At 70.9% G+C, this 17357-nt stretch carries 12 protein-coding genes; 3 read left to right on the forward strand and 9 right to left on the reverse strand.

What is annotated here, in order from left to right; genetic code table 11:
- Positions 1-220: 220 nt before the first annotated feature.
- Positions 221-2089, reverse strand: coding sequence for a translation elongation factor 4 (lepA, locus tag OG736_RS15855; RefSeq protein ID WP_327183028.1), 1869 nt, complete (start codon positions 2087-2089; stop codon positions 221-223).
- 269 nt (positions 2090-2358) lie between these two features.
- On the opposite strand from lepA, the gene rpsT reads away from it, so the two are divergent.
- A complete protein-coding gene (gene rpsT, locus OG736_RS15860) occupies positions 2359-2625 on the forward strand; it encodes a 30S ribosomal protein S20 (protein WP_020127768.1) in 267 nt (88 codons plus the stop codon).
- 314 nt (positions 2626-2939) lie between these two features.
- Here the strand turns inward: rpsT and OG736_RS15865 are convergent, their stop codons facing one another.
- The 8 genes from OG736_RS15865 to leuS form a co-directional block, all read right to left on the reverse strand.
- Entirely contained in the window at positions 2940-3335 is a 396-nt protein-coding gene (locus OG736_RS15865; protein ID WP_327183029.1) for a nuclear transport factor 2 family protein, read from the reverse strand.
- A 111-nt stretch (positions 3336-3446) separates the two neighbouring features.
- A complete protein-coding gene (gene holA, locus OG736_RS15870) occupies positions 3447-4436 on the reverse strand; it encodes a DNA polymerase III subunit delta (protein ID WP_442817035.1) in 990 nt (329 codons plus the stop codon).
- Between the two features lie 99 nt (positions 4437-4535).
- A complete protein-coding gene (locus tag OG736_RS15875; RefSeq protein ID WP_057600029.1) occupies positions 4536-4781 on the reverse strand; it encodes a hypothetical protein in 246 nt (81 codons plus the stop codon).
- An 89-nt stretch (positions 4782-4870) separates the two neighbouring features.
- Positions 4871-7612: a ComEC/Rec2 family competence protein gene (locus tag OG736_RS15880; protein ID WP_442817171.1), complete on the reverse strand. Its 2742-nt coding sequence runs from the start codon at positions 7610-7612 to the stop codon at positions 4871-4873.
- A 98-nt stretch (positions 7613-7710) separates the two neighbouring features.
- Positions 7711-8916, reverse strand: coding sequence for a ComEA family DNA-binding protein (locus OG736_RS15885; protein ID WP_442817036.1), 1206 nt, complete (start codon positions 8914-8916; stop codon positions 7711-7713).
- 107 nt (positions 8917-9023) lie between these two features.
- A complete protein-coding gene (locus OG736_RS15890) occupies positions 9024-9869 on the reverse strand; it encodes a DegV family protein (protein WP_327183032.1) in 846 nt (281 codons plus the stop codon).
- Between the two features lie 158 nt (positions 9870-10027).
- A complete protein-coding gene (locus tag OG736_RS15895) occupies positions 10028-10768 on the reverse strand; it encodes a hypothetical protein (RefSeq protein WP_327183033.1) in 741 nt (246 codons plus the stop codon).
- A gap of 304 nt (positions 10769-11072) precedes the next feature.
- Positions 11073-13958: a leucine--tRNA ligase gene (leuS, locus tag OG736_RS15900; RefSeq protein WP_327183034.1), complete on the reverse strand. Its 2886-nt coding sequence runs from the start codon at positions 13956-13958 to the stop codon at positions 11073-11075.
- 428 nt (positions 13959-14386) lie between these two features.
- Here leuS and OG736_RS15905 point away from each other — a divergent pair, with 428 nt between their 5' ends.
- On the forward strand, positions 14387-15703 hold the full coding sequence (locus OG736_RS15905; protein WP_327183035.1) for a ferric reductase-like transmembrane domain-containing protein: 1317 nt from the start codon (positions 14387-14389) through the stop codon (positions 15701-15703).
- Positions 15700-17310: an NADH-quinone oxidoreductase subunit NuoF family protein gene (locus tag OG736_RS15910; RefSeq protein ID WP_028806510.1), complete on the forward strand. Its 1611-nt coding sequence runs from the start codon at positions 15700-15702 to the stop codon at positions 17308-17310. The genes OG736_RS15905 and OG736_RS15910 overlap by 4 nt, the downstream gene beginning before the upstream one ends.
- Positions 17311-17357 lie beyond the last annotated feature (47 nt).

Raw genomic sequence — 17357 nt, forward strand, 5'->3', positions numbered from 1 at the left:
GGCTGGCTCATTGCGGCGTCGTTCGACGCGGCGGTTGTTGACAGCGCGGTTGTTGACGGCGGCTGTTGTTTAACTCACGAGTAACTACCGAGCAGGGATCAGAGTAGAGGGCGACTGGCCAGCACGTAAGGGGCTCCGGGCAGTCACTTTCTCCTGAATACAGCCACAGGGCCCGCCGCGCTGTCGCGCGACGGGCCCTGAAAACCTGCGTGGATCGTGACTATTTCTTGCCCTTGCCCGATCCCGGGTTGTCGTCACTGCTCAGAACGGCGATGAAGGCCTCCTGCGGAACCTCCACGGAACCCACCATCTTCATCCGCTTCTTGCCCTCCTTCTGCTTCTCCAGCAGCTTCCGCTTACGGGAGATGTCACCGCCGTAGCACTTGGCGAGGACGTCCTTGCGGATGGCGCGGATGGTCTCGCGGGCGATGACCCGGGAGCCGATGGCCGCCTGGATGGGCACCTCGAAGGCCTGCCGCGGGATGAGCTCGCGCAGCTTGGCGACGAGCCGCACGCCGTACGCGTACGCCGCGTCCTTGTGCGTGACCGCCGAGAAGGCGTCCACCTTGTCGCCGTGCAGCAGGATGTCGACCTTGACCAGGCTGGAGGCCTGCTCGCCGGTGGGCTCGTAGTCCAGCGAGGCGTAGCCGCGCGTCTTGGACTTCAGCTGGTCGAAGAAGTCGAAGACGATCTCCGCGAGCGGGAGCGTGTAGCGGATCTCGACCCGGTCCTCGGAGAGGTAGTCCATGCCGAGCAGGGTGCCGCGCCGGGTCTGGCACAGCTCCATGATCGAGCCGATGAACTCGGAGGGCGCGAGGATCGTGGCGCGTACGACGGGCTCGTACACGTCGTCGATCTTCCCCTCGGGGAACTCGCTCGGGTTGGTGACGGTGTGCTCGGAACCGTCCTCCATGACGACGCGGTAGACCACGTTCGGCGCGGTGGCGATGAGGTCGAGCCCGAACTCGCGCTCCAGCCGCTCGCGGATCACGTCGAGGTGCAGCAGGCCCAGGAAGCCGACGCGGAAACCGAAGCCGAGGGCGGCGGAGGTCTCCGGCTCGTACACCAGCGCGGCGTCGTTGAGCTGGAGCTTGTCGAGGGCGTCGCGCAGCTCGGGGTAGTCGGAGCCGTCCAGCGGATACAGGCCCGAGAAGACCATCGGCTTCGGGTCCTTGTAACCGCCGAGCGCCTCGGTGGCCCCCTTGTGCAGGGTGGTGATCGTGTCACCGACCTTGGACTGGCGGACGTCCTTCACACCGGTGATCAGATAGCCGACCTCACCGACACCGAGGCCGTCGGCCGACTTCATCTCGGGGGCCGAGACGCCGATCTCCAGCAGCTCGTGCGTCGCGCCGGTGGACATCATGCGGATCCGCTCACGCTTGTTGAGCTGACCGTCGATGACACGCACGTACGTCACGACACCGCGGTAGGAGTCGTACACCGAGTCGAAGATCATGGCGCGCGCGGGGGCGTCCTGGACGCCGACCGGTGCGGGCACATCGGCCACGACACGGTCCAGCAGCGCCTCGACGCCCAGACCGGTCTTGGCGGAGACCTTGAGCACGTCCGCGGGGTCGCAGCCGATGAGGTTGGCGAGCTCCTCGGAGAACTTCTCGGGCTGGGCGGCCGGCAGGTCGATCTTGTTCAGTACGGGGATGATCTTGAGGTCGTTCTCCATCGCCAGGTAGAGGTTGGCGAGAGTCTGGGCCTCGATGCCCTGGGCGGCGTCGACCAGGAGGACGGTCCCCTCACAGGCGGCCAGCGACCGGGACACCTCGTACGTGAAGTCCACGTGCCCGGGGGTGTCGATCATGTTGAGGATGTGGGTCTTGCCCGGATCCTCGGTCGGGGCCCAGGGCAGTCGGACCGCCTGGGACTTGATCGTGATGCCGCGCTCACGCTCGATGTCCATGCGGTCGAGGTACTGAGCACGCATCTGGCGCTGATCGACCACTCCGGTCAGCTGGAGCATGCGGTCGGCGAGCGTGGACTTGCCGTGGTCGATGTGCGCGATGATGCAGAAATTGCGGATCAGAGCCGGGTCGGTACGGCTCGGCTCGGGCACATTGTTAGGGGTCGCGGGCACGCAGGGTCCTGTCTCTTGAGGCGCCTTGTGCCTCGGGTCGGATCGATACGTAGGCTCCATGGTCCCACGGGTGGCGACCGGGGACCGGTTTGGGCCACTCGGGGAGCCACTGGTAGTCTGGGCAGCTGTGTCTCTTGCCCTCTCAGCACGAGGCACATCTCCTCGGAGAACTTCTCGGACAACACTTCTCGGGGAACTTCGAGGCATCTCGGAAACTCATCGGTACGGGACCCGTACGGGCCCGTGCCTGAACCTGAAAAGGCTCATTCGTGGCGAACATCAAGTCCCAGATCAAGCGGATCAAGACCAACGAGAAGGCTCGGCTGCGCAACAAGGCCGTCAAGTCCTCCCTGAAGACCGCGATCCGCAAGGCCCGTGAGGCTGCTGCCGCGGGTGACGTCGAGAAGGCCACCGAGTACCAGCGCGCTGCCGCGCGTCAGCTCGACAAGGCCGTCTCGAAGGGCGTCATCCACAAGAACCAGGCCGCCAACAAGAAGTCGGCGCTTGCTTCCAAGGTCGAGACCCTCAAGGGCTGAATCCCTCAGATCTGATCGCCGGAAGGACCAGGGCGGGCCCTCTCTCATCCGCCCCCGACCGGCACCCAACGGATCGCGCACGGCCTGCGTTCGCCACGCGGGCGCGATCCAGCAGCTTGAAGCATGAACCGAAGGCCCCCGCGGCTCGCCCTTCCCCAGGGCGGGTGCGGGGGCCTTCGGTCTGCCGGGGCGCCCCCGGAACAGGGGCCGGGCAGGGGCCGGGATCATCAGAGGTGACCGGAGTGACCGGGGTGGCCGGAGTGACCGGGGCTGCCTGGCCGGAGCGGCACGGGCGACACGGGTGGCAGAGCCCGTCAGGACCAGAAGTCGTTGCTCGTGTCGATGTCCTCGACGCACTCGTCGAGATCGCTGATCTTGTCACCGACGATCCGGAAGACGATGCCCCCGTCGTCGTCCATGTGCTTGCCGTTGCGGTCGGCGGTGATCCGGTGCAGGGAGACGGCGTGCCCCCGGCCGTCGACGAGTACGGTGCGCAGGTCGACGCGCAACGATCCGCCCGTCTCCGAGAACAGCCTGCCGTACATGTCCATGACCGCGTCGAGGCCCTTGAAGTCCCCGGAGAGCATGTGGGAACCGGGCACGTGGTGCGTACAGTCCCCCGTCATCATCCCGCGCAGGGTGTCCATGTCTCCGCGGGTGAAGGCCTCGTATCCCTTGCGGACGAGTGCCGCGTGCGGGTGTTCAGCCATGTCGATCGCCACCTTTCCCATGCGCCGGCGATGTGCGGCTGGTACCCCCGATTCTCCTCCCCGGCAGGCGAACGGCTACTGGATCACCCCGCCGGCTCCCGGGATGTACTGCTACCCCCGTCCCCCGGACCGCGCCGCCCGCGCGACCGCCACGACGGCCTTCTCGAGGGCGTACTCGGGGTCGTCGCCGCCGCCCTTCACTCCCGCGTCCGCCTCGGCGACGGCCCGCAGCGCGACGGACACTCCGTCCGGCGTCCAGCCCCGCATCTGCTGGCGCACCCGGTCGATCTTCCAGGGCGGCATGCCCAGCTCCCGTGCTAGATCCGCCGGCCGGCCGCCCCGCGCCGAGGACAGCTTGCCGATGGCCCGCACTCCCTGGGCCAGCGCACTGGTGATCAGCACCGGCGCGACCCCGGTCGCCAGCGACCAGCGCAGCGCCTCCAGCGCCTCGGCGGCCCGCCCCTCCACCGCCCGGTCGGCGACGGTGAAGCTCGAGGCCTCGGCCCGCCCGGTGTAGTACCGCCCGACGACGGCCTCGTCGATGGTCCCCTCGACATCGGCCACCAGCTGGGACACGGCCGAGGCCAGCTCCCGCAGATCGCTGCCGATGGCGTCGACGAGCGACTGGCACGCCTCGGGCGTGGCCGACCTCCCGGTGGCCCGGAACTCCTGCCGCACGAAGGCCAGCCGGTCCGCCGGCTTGGTCATCTTCGGACAGGCCACCTCCCGCGCCCCCGCCTTGCGCGCGGCGTCCAGCAGCCCCTTGCCCTTGACTCCGCCGGCGTGCAGCAGCACCAGCGTGATCTCCTCGGCGGGCGACCCCAGATACGCCTTGACGTCCTTGACCGTGTCGGCGGAGAGGTCATGCGCGTTGCGTACGACCACGACCTTGCGTTCCGCGAAGAGCGAGGGGCTGGTCAGCTCGGCGAGCGTGCCGGGCTGCACCTGGTCCGGGGTCAGGTCGCGCACGTCCGTGTCGGCGTCGGCGGCCCTGGCGGCGGCCACCACCTCCTGCACGGCACGGTCGAGCAGGAGGTCCTCCTGGCCCACGGCAAGCGTCACCGGGGCGAGAGGGTCGTCATTCGCAGTCTTCCTGGCCATCACCGAAAGCATCCCACGAGCCACTGACAACCCGACCCCCACCGCCGAGGCACCGCCGAGCCGCTGACGAGGCACCGCCGAGCCACTGACGGGTCACGCTCACGGCTCCTCCCGCCAGCCCTCCCACTCCCCCGCGAACTCGTCCAGCGCCGCCGCGTCCAGGCGTTCCTCCTCGTCCCGCAGCAGGACGAGCCACTGCGCGTCCTCCGCGTCGTCCTCCCCCGCCAACGCGTCCCGGACGACCCTCGGCTCCTCGCGCACCCCGAACCGGTCCCCGAGCGCCTGGGCCACCTCCTCCGCGGCATCGCGATCGGGCAGCACCAGCACATGTCTCACATCACTCACCGCACCATCTTCCGGCACGCTCAGGAGACAGTCCCCAACCGGTCACCCCGGACGGTCGCACCAGCCTTCGGCCGAGAGACTCGCCGCCCTCAGTCCCGCGCCACCCGCAGCTCCCCGTCCGTACCGGTGGCGACCGCCAGCGCCCCGTCCCGGTCCGTCCGCAGCACCGCCGCCCCTCCCGCGCGCAGCGCCGCGACCGTGCTGGGCGCGGGATGCCCGTACGGGTTGCCCGTGCCGCACGAGATCAACGCCAGCCGTGGCGCCACGGCGCGTATGAGGTCGGGGTCCTGGTAGGCCGAGCCGTGATGGGCCACCTTGAGCACGTCCACCCCACGCACCAGCGGTGCCGCCGACGATCGCGACAACGCCTGCTGGGCCGGGGGTTCGAGGTCGCCGAGCAGCAGCATCCGCAGCCCGGCCGCCCGCACGAGCAACGTCACGCTCGCGTCGTTCGGTCCGTCCGGACGCGGCGCCGGATGCGGTGGCGGCCAGAGCACCTCCCAGTCGAGAGCACCGACCCGCCGCCGCTCCCCCGCCGCGGCCCGCACCACCGGCACGTCCCTCGCCTCCGCCTCTCTCCGTACGAACTCCACCTGGTCCACGGGCTCCTCGAACCCCGTCGTCTCGATCGCCCCCACCGCCCGGCCCCGCAGCACCCCCGGCAGCCCGGCCACGTGATCCGCGTGGAAGTGGGTCAGCACGACGAGCGGCACCCGGGTGATCCCGAGCTTGCGCAGACACCGGTCGACCAATGCCGGATCCGGCCCGGCGTCCACCACCACGCCGGCGCCCCCGCCCGCCGCCAGGACGGTCGCGTCCCCCTGTCCCACGTCGCACATCGCGAGCCGCCAGCCCGGTGGTGGCCAGCCCGTGAGCACCCGGGTCAGCGGCGGCGGTTGCACCACCACGAGCAGGAGCAGCACCCCGCAGACCGCGCACAGCCACGGATACCGCGACAGCCGCCGCCCGAGCAGCACCACCACGCCCGCGACCAGGGCGAGCAGGAACGCCCCACCCCAGCTCCCCGGCCAGTCCACTCCCCCGCCGGGCAGCGCCGCCCCGGTCCGCGCCACACCCGCGATCCACCCGGCCGGCCAACTCGCGCACCACGCCAGCGCCTCGGCCAACGGCATCGCCACGGGAGCAGTCGCCAGCACCGCGAAGCCCAGTACCGTCGCCGGCGCGACCGCGAACTCCACCAGGAGATTGCAGGGCACCGCCACCAGACTCACCCGCGCCGACAGCACCGCCACGACCGGCGCGCACAGCGCCTGCGCGGCTCCCGCGGCCGCCACCGCCTCAGCGAGCCGCGGGGGCACCCGGCGCCGTCGCAGCGCGGCACTCCAGCGTGGCGCCAGCGTCAACAGGGCCCCGGTGGCCAGGACGGACAGCAGGAACCCGTAACTCCGGGCCAGCCACGGGTCGTACAGCACCAGCAGCAGCACCGCCGTGGCCAGTGCGGGGATCAGGGACCGACGGCGGCCGGTCGCCAGCGCGAGCAGCACGATCGCTCCGCAGGCGGCGGCGCGCAGCACGCTCGGGTCGGGCCGGCACACCACCACGAAGGCGAGGGTGAGCGCGCCGCCGAGCAGCGCGGTCGCCCGGAGCGGGACGCCGAGGCGAGGTGCCAGACCGCGCCGCTCGACGTGCTGGGCCAGCCCGGGCGGACCGAGGAGCAGCGCGAGGACGATCGTGAGGTTGCTCCCGGAAACGGCCAGGGTGTGGGCCAGATCCGTCGCCTTGAACGCCTCGTCCAGTTCGGGCGTGATCCGCGAGGTGTCCCCGACGACCAGTCCCGGCAACAGTGCCCTCGCGTCCGCCGGAAGCCCGTCGGTGGCCGCCCGCAGCCCCGCCCGCAGCCGCCCGGCCGACTGCTGCACGCCCGACGGTTCCCTCACGACCGACGGCACCGCCCTGCCCCGCACCCGCAGCACGGCCGCGAACCGTTCCCCGCCGGCCAGCGCGGGCACCAGCCGCCCGGTCACCCGCACCCGTGTGGACGGCAACAGCCCCAGCCACGAAACCCCGGACCGCGCCCCGGACCACATCCCGGGTCCCCGCACACCGCCGGCACCAGCCCGGCCGGCAGCCCCCTCGGGAACCCCGCCGTACGCCTGACGACCAGGCTCATGAAGGCCGGGCGCCAAACCGCCGGGCACCGGATCGCTGCCGGGGGCCGGGCGGCCAGGCGTCAGACCGCCGGGCATCGGACGGCCCGGCGTCTCGCGGCTCCCGGGGTGCGCCCGTGCCCCACCCTCGCCCCAGCGCGAGCCGACGTCCACCACCACCAGCACCGGGGTCCGCGTCGCCACGGCCGTCCGGGGCGCCCTCTCGACGCTGCGCACCTCGGCGTTGATCAGGACGGAGTCCGGGGTCACGTGGTCCCCTCTGACCCGGGGCCGGGTGAGTCGTGGGTCGGAGGTGATCTCGACCTCGGCGGTGACGGTCGCGTACTCCCGCGCCAACTCCGGCACCGGCCCCCGGCGCAGATCGGCCCCGTGCAACCCGGCCGACGCGGCAGCCGCACCCACGCAGAGCAACGAAGCCGCGACGGTGACCCGAGGCCCCATACGCCTGGCGGCAACAGGTCCTGCAACGGCCCCGGCAACGGGACCCACACCACGCCCCGCCCCACACCGGCTCACGATCAGAAGTGCACCGGCGGCCAGGAGGCAGACGGCCACGACGCCCCCCACCACTCCCGGAGACGCGTCCAACGTCAGCGCCGCCGTCGCCCAGGCCGCCAGCGCGGGTGGTACGAGCCGTAGATCCACCGGCCCTTCCTGACGCGGATGGGCGTCGCCCAGCCGCTTCCCGGAGGCCGCGTGCACGGCTCGGCGGGCAGCGGAGGTCTCCGCACGGGCAGTCGGTCCTGGACCTGCGCGGCCGGGTCCGGCCCGAACGCCGAAGGCCTCGGTGTCTTCGCGCCTCATGGCCGCACGAGATTCCGCAGGTCGGCGAAGCGTCGCTCGCCGATGCCGTTGACCTCGCGCAGTTCGTCCACCGATCGGAAACCGCCGTGCTGCGCCCGGTAGTCGATGATGTGCTGCGCCAGCACGGGGCCGACGCCCGGCAGCGTGTCGAACTGGTCCACGGTGGCCGTGTTGAGGGAGAGGGGCGCCGGGGGCCCGGCTCCCGTGCCGGCACCGGTGGAACCCGCCGCCGCCGGCCCCGCTCCCGTCCCGGCGGCTCCGGTCTGCGGGGCAGGGGCGCCGACGACGACCTGCTCCCCGTCCACGAGAAAACGCGCGCGGTTGAGACCGTCGGTGTCGGCGCCCGGTCGCACACCACCGGCCGCGCCCAGTGCGTCGACCACCCGTGAACCGGCCGGGAGACGGTGGATGCCGGGCTTCCTCACCTTGCCGCTGACGTCCACCACGATCTCGGCCCCGGCCGCGCTGCCGGCGACCGGCGGGCCTGCGGAAGGGGCGGGCCCAGCAGCCGAGTTCAGCTCTCCCGCCTCGTAGGGCGCGGCGGCTCGCACCACCTCCGGTGCCCGCACCGGCTGAGCCCGACCGACCCAGAAGTGCTGCACGGCAAAGGCAGCCGCGACGACGAGCAGCACCGAGAGCGCGAGCACACTCCTGCGTTCCAGTCCACAGCGCGCCAGCAGCCACACCGGCATCCGCTCCCGCAGAGCAAGTCCCACCCGCTCCTGCCACGGCCCCACGACACGAGGAGCACGCCCCTTACGCATCTCATCGCCGTCGATGCCGATGCCGGGGTCGAGGGCGGTGTCGATGTCGGTGTCGGTGTGCTGTACGCCCTCGCCGTCGGGCACATCCACCTGCGGCGCACCCGACCTCTTCAGAACACCCGGGGCAACCGGCACCCCCACCGCCACCGCCACTGCCCCGCCCGCCGACTCCGACGCACCAACCAGGACAGCACCCCCACGCTCCCCGTCATCCCCACCGCCTCCACCCGGCGGCCCCATCCCCATCTCTCCTTGTTCCCGGGGCCGTTCGGCGAAGAGCACGTTCGCCCGGAGGCGGATCTCCTCCGCCGAGGCGTGCCGGGGTCCGGTCCGGCCGCCGCCGGGGGGACGGAGACGGTGGGAGCGGCCGTCGGAGCCGGGGCTCCGGCCGGGGCCGCTGGTCGCGTTCGGGCTGCGTGGACGTGATCGAAGTGCCATGCGACGAGGATCGGACACTTCGCCGCACCGCGATGATCTTGCTCAATTTCCGGGGATGAACGCCCAGTTGTGGATAACTCCACCACTCACACGAGTGAGCCGAGCCTTCAGCGCGGCGAGACCACGACGCCCAGCAGCCCCGGCCCGGTGTGCGCCCCGATCACCGCGCCGACCTCGCTCACATGCAGGTCGGAGAGTCCGGGCACGCGGGACCGCAGACGGTCGGCGAGCGCGGACGCCCGGTCGGGAGCGGCGAGATGGTGCACGGCGATGTCGACCGACCCGCTTCCCGCCCGCTCCGCCCCGAGTTCCTCCAGGCGGGCGATCGCCTTCGACGCCGTCCGTACCTTCTCCAGGAGATCGATGCGCCCCCCGCTCAGCTGGAGCAGCGGCTTCACCGCGAGCGCGGAGCCCAACAGGGCCTGGGCGGCGCCGATCCGGCCGCCGCGGCGCAGGTACTCCAGGGTGTCGACGTAGAAATAGGCGGAGGTGCCGGCGGCCCGTTTCTCCGCCGCGGTGACGGCCTCGTCGACCGTGCCGCCCGCCTCGGCCACCTCGGCCGCCGCGAGCGCGCAGAAGCCGAGCGCCATCGCGACCATGCCGGTGTCCACCACCCGTACCGGTACCGGCGCCTCACGCGCCGCGACCACCGCCGCGTCGTAGGTGCCGGACAGTTCGGCGGAGAGGTGCAGAGAGACGATGCCGGTGGCCCCGGACTCGGCGATCCTGCGATACGTCTCGGCGAAGAGCTGGGGGCTGGGACGCGAGGTGGTGACGGAACGTCGCTTCTGCAGGGCCTGGGCGAGGGAACGGGTGGAGATCTCGTTGCCCTCTTCAAGAGCCTGGTCGCCGAGGACGACGGTCAGGGGCACCGAGGTGATGCCGTGACGCTCCATCGTCCGCTGCGGCAAGTAGGCCGTTGAATCCGTGACGATCGCGACATGGCGGGACATGACCTGGAGGTTACCTGGCGTAGCCCCCGTGCGGCAGCCCGGCCCCTCGCAGCTGGACCGCCCTTGACCGAATCCGGTACCACGCCTGACGGCACCTGATCCGGGACCCCGTCACCTGACGAACCGGGGCCGCGGAGGGCAGGAATCCGGCCCGGGCCTCAGGTGGTGCTCTCGGGGCGCGGCTTCTTCTGCCACGGGTAGGCGGGGCGCGGTCCCGGTGGGGTGATGGCGGGCCGGGTCGGCTCCTGCGCGGCGCGCGCGCCGGGTGTCTCCGGCCAGGTCTGTCCTTCCGCCGCGCTGTCGGCGGCCGGCGCCTCGGGCCACGGGGGCGGCGGCGTCTGCGTGGAGGAGTCCGACGTGGTCCAGTGCCGAAGAGCACCGGACTCGACGTCGATCTGGGCGCTGAGGGAGTCGAGGTCGTCGTCCGCGAAACGGCGGGCCCGGTCGCGGGCCGCCCAGCGCAGCGAGTCCGCCGATCCCGCGACGCGCTCGGTGCGCTCCCGCAGTGAGGGCAGCCGCGCGGCGAGCGCCGCCCGGTCCGGTTCCGATTCCAGGCGCTTGAGCTCGCTGTCCAGTTCGTGTCCGTGCGCGCTGAGCCGGTGGAACAGGGCGAGGGACTCCTTGAGGGACTCGTCCTCGGTGACGCCCGCGTGCAGCACGTCCTGGGTCGCCCGCATCGAGGTGCGCAGCTTGAGCCTCAGCTGGGCGATCTCGCCGGCCGGTCCGAACTGGGCGAAGGACTTGGCCCGCAGAGTGTGGTCCTCGACCGTGCGCCGGGCCTGGTCGATGGTGCGGTCGACGCCCCGCTTGGCGGCTCCGATCACCTTCACCGTGGCGTAGGCGCCGAGCACCACAAAGAGCACGAAGAGCAGGGCGACTACTGCGATCACTGCTTCCACGAGCTCCTCCTCCGGCCTGCCACGACACATCCGGCGCCGCACAGGGCACGCCGCACTTCAAACGGTAAACGAGACGGGCAGGCTCGGAGTTCCAGAAGAACCCCGAACCTGCCCGTAGGGGACTACCCGGAGCCGCACCCACCGGCCCGCGACACCCGGCCCCGCCGTGCGTACGGCCCGGTCGCCCACAGCCCGGTCATGCGCAATCCGGTGATGCGCACAACCCGGTCATGATCGTCCGTGCAGCCCGCTCATGCGTACCGCCCCGTCACGTTCAAGCTCGCACCTGCGCTCACGCTCACGCTCACGCCGGAACGATGTTCACCAGCTTCGGCGCCCGCACGATGACCTTGCGGATACCGGCCCCGCCCAGCGCCTTCACGACACCCTCGTCGGCCAGCGCCACCTTCTCCAGCTCCTCGTCGGAGATCGCCGGGGACACTTCCAGGCGCGCCTTGACCTTGCCCTTGATCTGCACGACGCAGGTCACGCTCTCGTCCACGACGTACGCGGGGTCGGCGACCGGCAGGTCCCGGTGGACGACCGAGTCGGTGTGGCCCAGCCGGCGCCACAGCTCCTCGGCGATGTGCGGGGCCAGCGGGGCGACCAGCAGCACCAGGGCCTCGGCGACGGAACGCGGCACCGCGCCGCCCGCCTTGGTCAGGTGGTTGTTCAGCTCGGTGATCTTGGCGATGGCGGTGTTGAAGCGCAGGCCCTCCAGGTCCTGGCGCACTCCGTCGATCGCCTTGTGCAGGGCCCGCAGGGTGTCCTCGTCGGGCTCGGCCTCGGCGACGCTCAGCTCGCCGGTGGTCTCGTCGACGACGTTGCGCCACAGCCGCTGCAGCAGGCGGTACTGGCCCACCACCGCGCGCGTGTCCCACGGCCGCGACACGTCCAGCGGGCCCATCGCCATCTCGTACAGGCGCAGGGTGTCGGCGCCGTACTCGACGCAGATCTCGTCCGGAGTGACCGCGTTCTTCAGGGACTTGCCCATCTTGCCCAGCAGGCGGCTGACCTTCTCGCCCTGGTAGAAGTACGCGCCGTCGCGCTCCTCCACCTCGGCGGCAGGCACCGGGAAGCCGCGGCTGTCGCGGTAGACGTAGGCCTGGATCATGCCCTGGTTGAACAGCTTGTGGAACGGCTCCGCGGAGGAGACGTGTCCCAGGTCGAACAGGACCTTGGACCAGAAACGCGCGTACAGCAGGTGCAGCACGGCGTGCTCGGCGCCACCGACGTACAGGTCGACACCGCCGTGCGGCTGACCCTCGCGGGGTCCCATCCAGTACTGCTCGATCTCCGGGTCGACCAGCTTCTCGCTGTTGTGCGGGTCCAGGTAGCGCAGCTCGTACCAGCAGGAACCGGCCCAGTTGGGCATGGTGTTGGTCTCGCGGCGGTACCGGCGCGGACCGTTGCCGTCGCCCAGGTCCAGGGTGACGTTCACCCAGTCCTCGTTGCGCGACAGCGGCGTCTCCGGGGAGGTGTTCGCGTCGTCCGGGTCGAAGGTGCGAGGCGAGTAGTCCTCGACCTCCGGCAGCTCCAGGGGCAGCATCGACTCGGGCAGCGAGTGGGCGACGCCGTCCTCGTCGTAGACGATCGGGAAGGGCTCGCCCCAGTAGCGCTGACGGCTGAACAGCCAGTCGCGCAGGCGGAAGTTGACGGTGCCCTCGCCGATGCCCTTGCGGGACAGCCACTCGGTGATGCGGGCCTTGGCGTCGACGACACCCAGGCCGTCCAGCGAGATCTCCTCGTTGGACGAGGCGATGATCTTCGCGTCGTACGACCCGAAGGCGTTCTCCCACGTCGACGTGTCGGTTCCCCGGCCGTCGGTCGGCTCGACGATGCAGTGGATCGGCAGCTCGAAGGCGCGCGCGAACTCGAAGTCGCGCTGGTCGCCCGCCGGGACGGCCATGATCGCGCCGGTGCCGTAGCCCATCAGCACGTAGTCGGCGATGAAGACGGGGACCTGCTCGCCGTTGACCGGGTTGGTGGCGTACACGCCGGTGAAGACGCCGGTCTTGTCCTTGGCTTCGGCCTGGCGCTCGACGTCGGACTTCGACGCGGCCTGCGCCCGGTACGCGGCGACGGCCTCGGCCGGGGTCGCGTGGCCGCCGGTCCAGACGTCGTGCGTGCCCTCGGGCCAGGCGTCCGGGGTGAACTTGTCGACCAGCGGGTGCTCGGGCGCCAGGACCATGTAGGTCGCGCCGAACAGGGTGTCCGGGCGCGTGGTGAAGACCGTGATGCGCTCGCCGTCCACGGGGAAGTCGACGCGGGCGCCCTCGGAGCGGCCGATCCAGTTGCGCTGCTGGAGCTTGATCGCCTCGGGCCAGTCCAGGGCGTCCAGGTCGTCCAGCAGACGGTCCGCGTAGGCGGTGATGCGCATGTTCCACTGGCGCAGCTTGGCCTTGAAGACGGGGAAGTTGCCGCGCTCGGAACGGCCGTCGGCGGTGACCTCCTCGTTGGCCAGCACGGTGCCCAGACCGGGGCACCAGTTGACCGGGGCGTCGGAGGCGTAGGCCAGGCGGTACTCGCTCAGGACGTCGGCGCGCTCGGTGGCGGTCAGCTCGTTCCACGCGCGCGTGTGGCCCGGTACGCCGCGCTCACCGGACTCGAACTGGGCGACCAGTTCGGCGATCGGACGGGCCTTGTCCGCCTCACCGTCGTACCAGGAGTTGAAGATCTGCAGGAAGATCCACTGGGTCCACTTGTAGTAGTCCGGGTCGATCGTGGCGAACGACCGGCGCTTGTCGTGGCCCAGACCCAGCCGGCGCAGCTGGGACTTCATGTTGTTGATCGCCGCTTCGGTGGTGATCCGAGGGTGCTCGCCCGTCTGCACGGCGTGCTGCTCGGCGGGCAGGCCGAAGGCGTCGAAGCCCAGGGTGTGCAGGACGTTGTGGCCGGTCATGCGCTGGAAGCGTGCGAAGACGTCGGTCGCGATGTAGCCGAGAGGGTGGCCGACGTGCAGGCCCGCACCGGAGGGGTACGGGAACATGTCCATGATGAACTTCTTGGGCCGGGCCACCAGCTCGGGGTCACCGGCCAGGTCGCCCTTCGGGTTCGGCGCGGCGTACGTACCCTCGGCGTCCCAGAAGTCCTGCCAGCGTGCCTCGATCTCGGCGGCCATGGCAGCCGTGTAGCGGTGCGGCGCGGCCTCCGCCGGTGCAGCGGCGGCAGCGGGGTTCGTCTCGCTCATGGTCCTCAAAGCTCCATCGATCGTCTCTGCCAGCGGGTTGTCGTCCAGGAAACGAAAAATCCCCTCGCACAGGAGGGGACGCCGCGCCGATTCCGAACCGTCCGTTCACCGGCGGTCGGGACTGATCAGCGCGGCTCGCTAAGCAGAAGGCGTACAGCACGCATGGCGTTAGGGTACCGCAGGCCTTGAGCAAGCCGCGACGCTCGTACGTATGCATGGTCGCGACAACGTTGCTGCGACCAGAATGGCGAGGCCGGAACTGAATCAAGGTCAAGGGTTACTTCGCGTAACAGTAGCTAAGGGACATCACAACAGCCACATTGTCGTTTGATAACAGCGCAATAACTCAAACCTCGTACCCATCGGTATGGAGCCACTTAGAGTTCGGCAGCGGGACCGCTTTCCCGAAACTGCTCGGAGTTGCCCCCATGAACCCTCGTCCTAGTAACAGCTCGCTTCCCAAGCCCGGCCGGTCGGCCTATGGGGTGGCGACGGCTGTCGTCCTGGTCCTCATACCCGTGGTCGTGCTGGTCGGCGGCGACCAGTTCCAGGCATTCCTGAACTTCGGTGCGGGCGTGCTGTCACTGGTATGCCTCACCTGCTCGGTCATCTGGGGCCTCGTCGCCCAGGACCGGCTCATCCTCAACACACGTCAGCGGATCATCGCGCAGGCCATCCACCGCGTGACCGCCGTGGGCTCCATCGCCTTCCTCGTCGTCCACATCTCCGTCAAGCTGGTACTGCAGCACACCGTCCTGATCGCCGCACTGATCCCGTTCAGCCTCGGCATCAAGGGCACCGCCGGACTCATCGGCCTCGGCTCCCTGGCCGCCCTGCTCATGATCTTCGTCGGCATCACCGGCGCACTGCGCAACCGGTTCGCCGCACCCGCCGAGGTGGCCGCCCGCTGGCGCGCGATGCACATGCTGGCCTACCCGGCGCTGTGCGCGGCCCTGATCCACGGCCTGTTCGCAGGGCGCGCGGCCAAGCCGTTCTTCATGGTCTCGTACGAGCTGTGCCTGGCCGGCGTCATGGCCGCCCTCGCCCTGCGTTCCGCCCCGCGCCCGTTCAAGCGCAAGGTCGCCGACCGGATCGCCGCGTTCCTCGGCACCCAGGAACGCTCGGCGATGGACGGCCTGGACGCGTCACGCGCGCGCCGGTCGGAGACCGGATCGTCCGCGCTGCCAGGCTACGAGGGCCGCTCCGGCCGCTCACCGCTGACCGACACGATGAGCTCCACCCGGATGTCCCCGCCGTCGTCGCCGCTGTACGACACTCCCGCGCCCGCCGCCCCGGAGCCGGCGAACGGCTTCGCGGCCGCCTATCGCGCCGTCAACACACCGCAGCGGGGCCAGCAGCAGCCCTACGCGGCCGACCAGACGGCGCGGATGAACCTGCCGTTCGACATCCAGGCCACCGAGGCCATCCCGCGGGTCGACAACGGCGGCAGCACTTCGGGCAGCTGGCCGGTCCCGTCCCCGCCGCCGGTCGGCGAGGCGCCCCCGTCGGCCTACGACCCGCTCCAGGACACGGGATTCAACATCCCGGTCTACGACAATTCGGGCACCGCCGGGTACGGCGGACGTGACGTGTACGACACCGGTGAGACGAATCCCCCTTTCGGGACGTACAACCAGAACGACACGTACAACAGCGGTCCCGCCAATGAACCATCCCCTGGCTCGTCGTTCGACGCACCGGGTTCGGGCGAACCTTGGAACACGCCTTCCGGAGGCTATAGGTGAACGAGGCCCTGCCCGACGTCCCAGAAGTCCGCGTGGTCGGGCTTCCGCAGCTCACGTCGGGCTTCGACCTTGTCGAAAGACTTGATCTACCCATGCACCTGAAGGTGCACGGGCCGCTCGAACCCCTGGGCGGAGAGGCACTCGCGAAGCTCTCCGAGAACATCAACCTGAAGGGCCGCGGCGGCGCGGGCTTCCCCTTCCACAAGAAGCTGCGCTCGGTCGCCGAGGCGGCGATCAAGCGCGGTGTACGGCCGGTCGTCGTCGTCAACGGCAGCGAGGACGAACCGGCCTGCCGCAAGGACACGGTGCTCATCAACCGTGCCCCGCACCTCATCCTGGACGGCGCGCTGCTGGTCGCGGAGGCGCTGGGTGCCCGCACGCTCGTGGTGGGGGTCACCCGCGAATCCACCCAGCGCTCCATGGAGGCCGCGCTCGCCGAGCGCGGCCTCAGCAACGGCCGTAGATCGGCGCTGAAGGCATTCGTCCAGCGCAACCCGATCCGCATGGTCACCGGCGCCGCCGCGTCACTGATCCGCTCCATCGACGGCGGCCCGCCGATCCCGCCCGGCCGCAAGGTCAGCGCCTCGCAGAACGGCGTCGGCGGCGCGCCGACCCTGCTCTCCAATGCCGAGACGTTCGCCCAGCTGGCCATCGCCGCCCGCATCGGCCCGGAGCGCTACGGCAACACCGGCCTGTACGACGAGCCGGGCACCGTCATGCTGACGGTCTCCGGCGCGGTCGCCCGCCCGATGGTGATCGAGGTGCCCACGGGCGTGCCGCTGCGCTACGTCCTTCAGCTCGCCGGCGCCCCGCCGGTGCCCCAGGGCGTGCTGACCGGCGGCTACCACGGCAAGTGGATCGACGCCGCGACGGTCAACGAGGCGATCGTCTCCCGCAACTCCCTCGACGCGGTGGGCGGAGCGCTCGGCGCCGGCGCGATCCTCCCGATCAGCCAGGACACCTGCCCGCTGGGCGAGTCGCTGCGCGTGGCCCAGTGGCTGGCCGACGAGAGCGCGGGACAGTGCGGTCCCTGCTACCTCGGCCTGCCGGCCGCCGCGCGCGGCATGGAGGACATCATCAACGGCGGCGGTCCGGCCGCCCTGGAGGCGCTCAAGCAGGTCGCCAAGAACGTCAAGCGGCGTGGTGCGTGCTCGCACCCGGACGGCTCCGCAATGTTCCTGGAGTCGACCATCAAGGCGTTCACCGACGACCTGGCCGCGCATGTCCTCGGCAACGGGTGCGGACGCCCCGTGGAGGGCGTTCTGCCGCTCTTCGAGGCCGGCATGGCCCCGGCGGCCATCACGAGCGGCAACCCGCCGGAGGACAGCGGCTCGAGCCGTCAGAAGATCTTCGTCGACTGGACGCTGTGCCGCGGGCACGGCCTGTGCGCCGACATCCTCCCGGAGGTCTTCCAGCTCGGCGCCGACGGCTTCCCGACGGTGGCACAGGCGAAGGTGCCGCAGAACGCGGAGGCGAAGGCGCTGCGCGCGGTGCGCCGCTGCCCGGCCCTCGCCCTGCGCGTCGAGGAGGACACGCGCGCGCAGGCGCCCGCCCGCAACCTCCCGGTCCTCTCCCAGGGCCGCGGCCGCCGCGCCCTCGGCCGCTGAGCGCAGGCCGACGACGGTCGGCGGACGACAGACGACAAGGGGCCGCC

Source organism: Streptomyces sp. NBC_01334 (genome assembly GCF_035983595.1).
Lineage (GTDB): Bacteria > Actinomycetota > Actinomycetes > Streptomycetales > Streptomycetaceae > Streptomyces > Streptomyces coriariae.

Excerpts from the sequence above, each read along its gene's own strand:
- leuS (WP_327183034.1), bottom strand. The coding sequence starts at position 13,958 with ATGAGCGAGACGAACCCCGCTGCCGCCGCTGCACCGGCGGAGGCCGCG.
- OG736_RS15885 (WP_442817036.1), bottom strand. The coding sequence starts at position 8,916 with ATGGCACTTCGATCACGTCCACGCAGCCCGAACGCGACCAGCGGCCCC.
- holA (WP_442817035.1), bottom strand. The coding sequence starts at position 4,436 with ATGGCCAGGAAGACTGCGAATGACGACCCTCTCGCCCCGGTGACGCTT.
- OG736_RS15865 (WP_327183029.1), bottom strand. The coding sequence starts at position 3,335 with ATGGCTGAACACCCGCACGCGGCACTCGTCCGCAAGGGATACGAGGCC.
- OG736_RS15890 (WP_327183032.1), bottom strand. The coding sequence starts at position 9,869 with ATGTCCCGCCATGTCGCGATCGTCACGGATTCAACGGCCTACTTGCCG.
- OG736_RS15905 (WP_327183035.1), top strand. The coding sequence starts at position 14,387 with ATGAACCCTCGTCCTAGTAACAGCTCGCTTCCCAAGCCCGGCCGGTCG.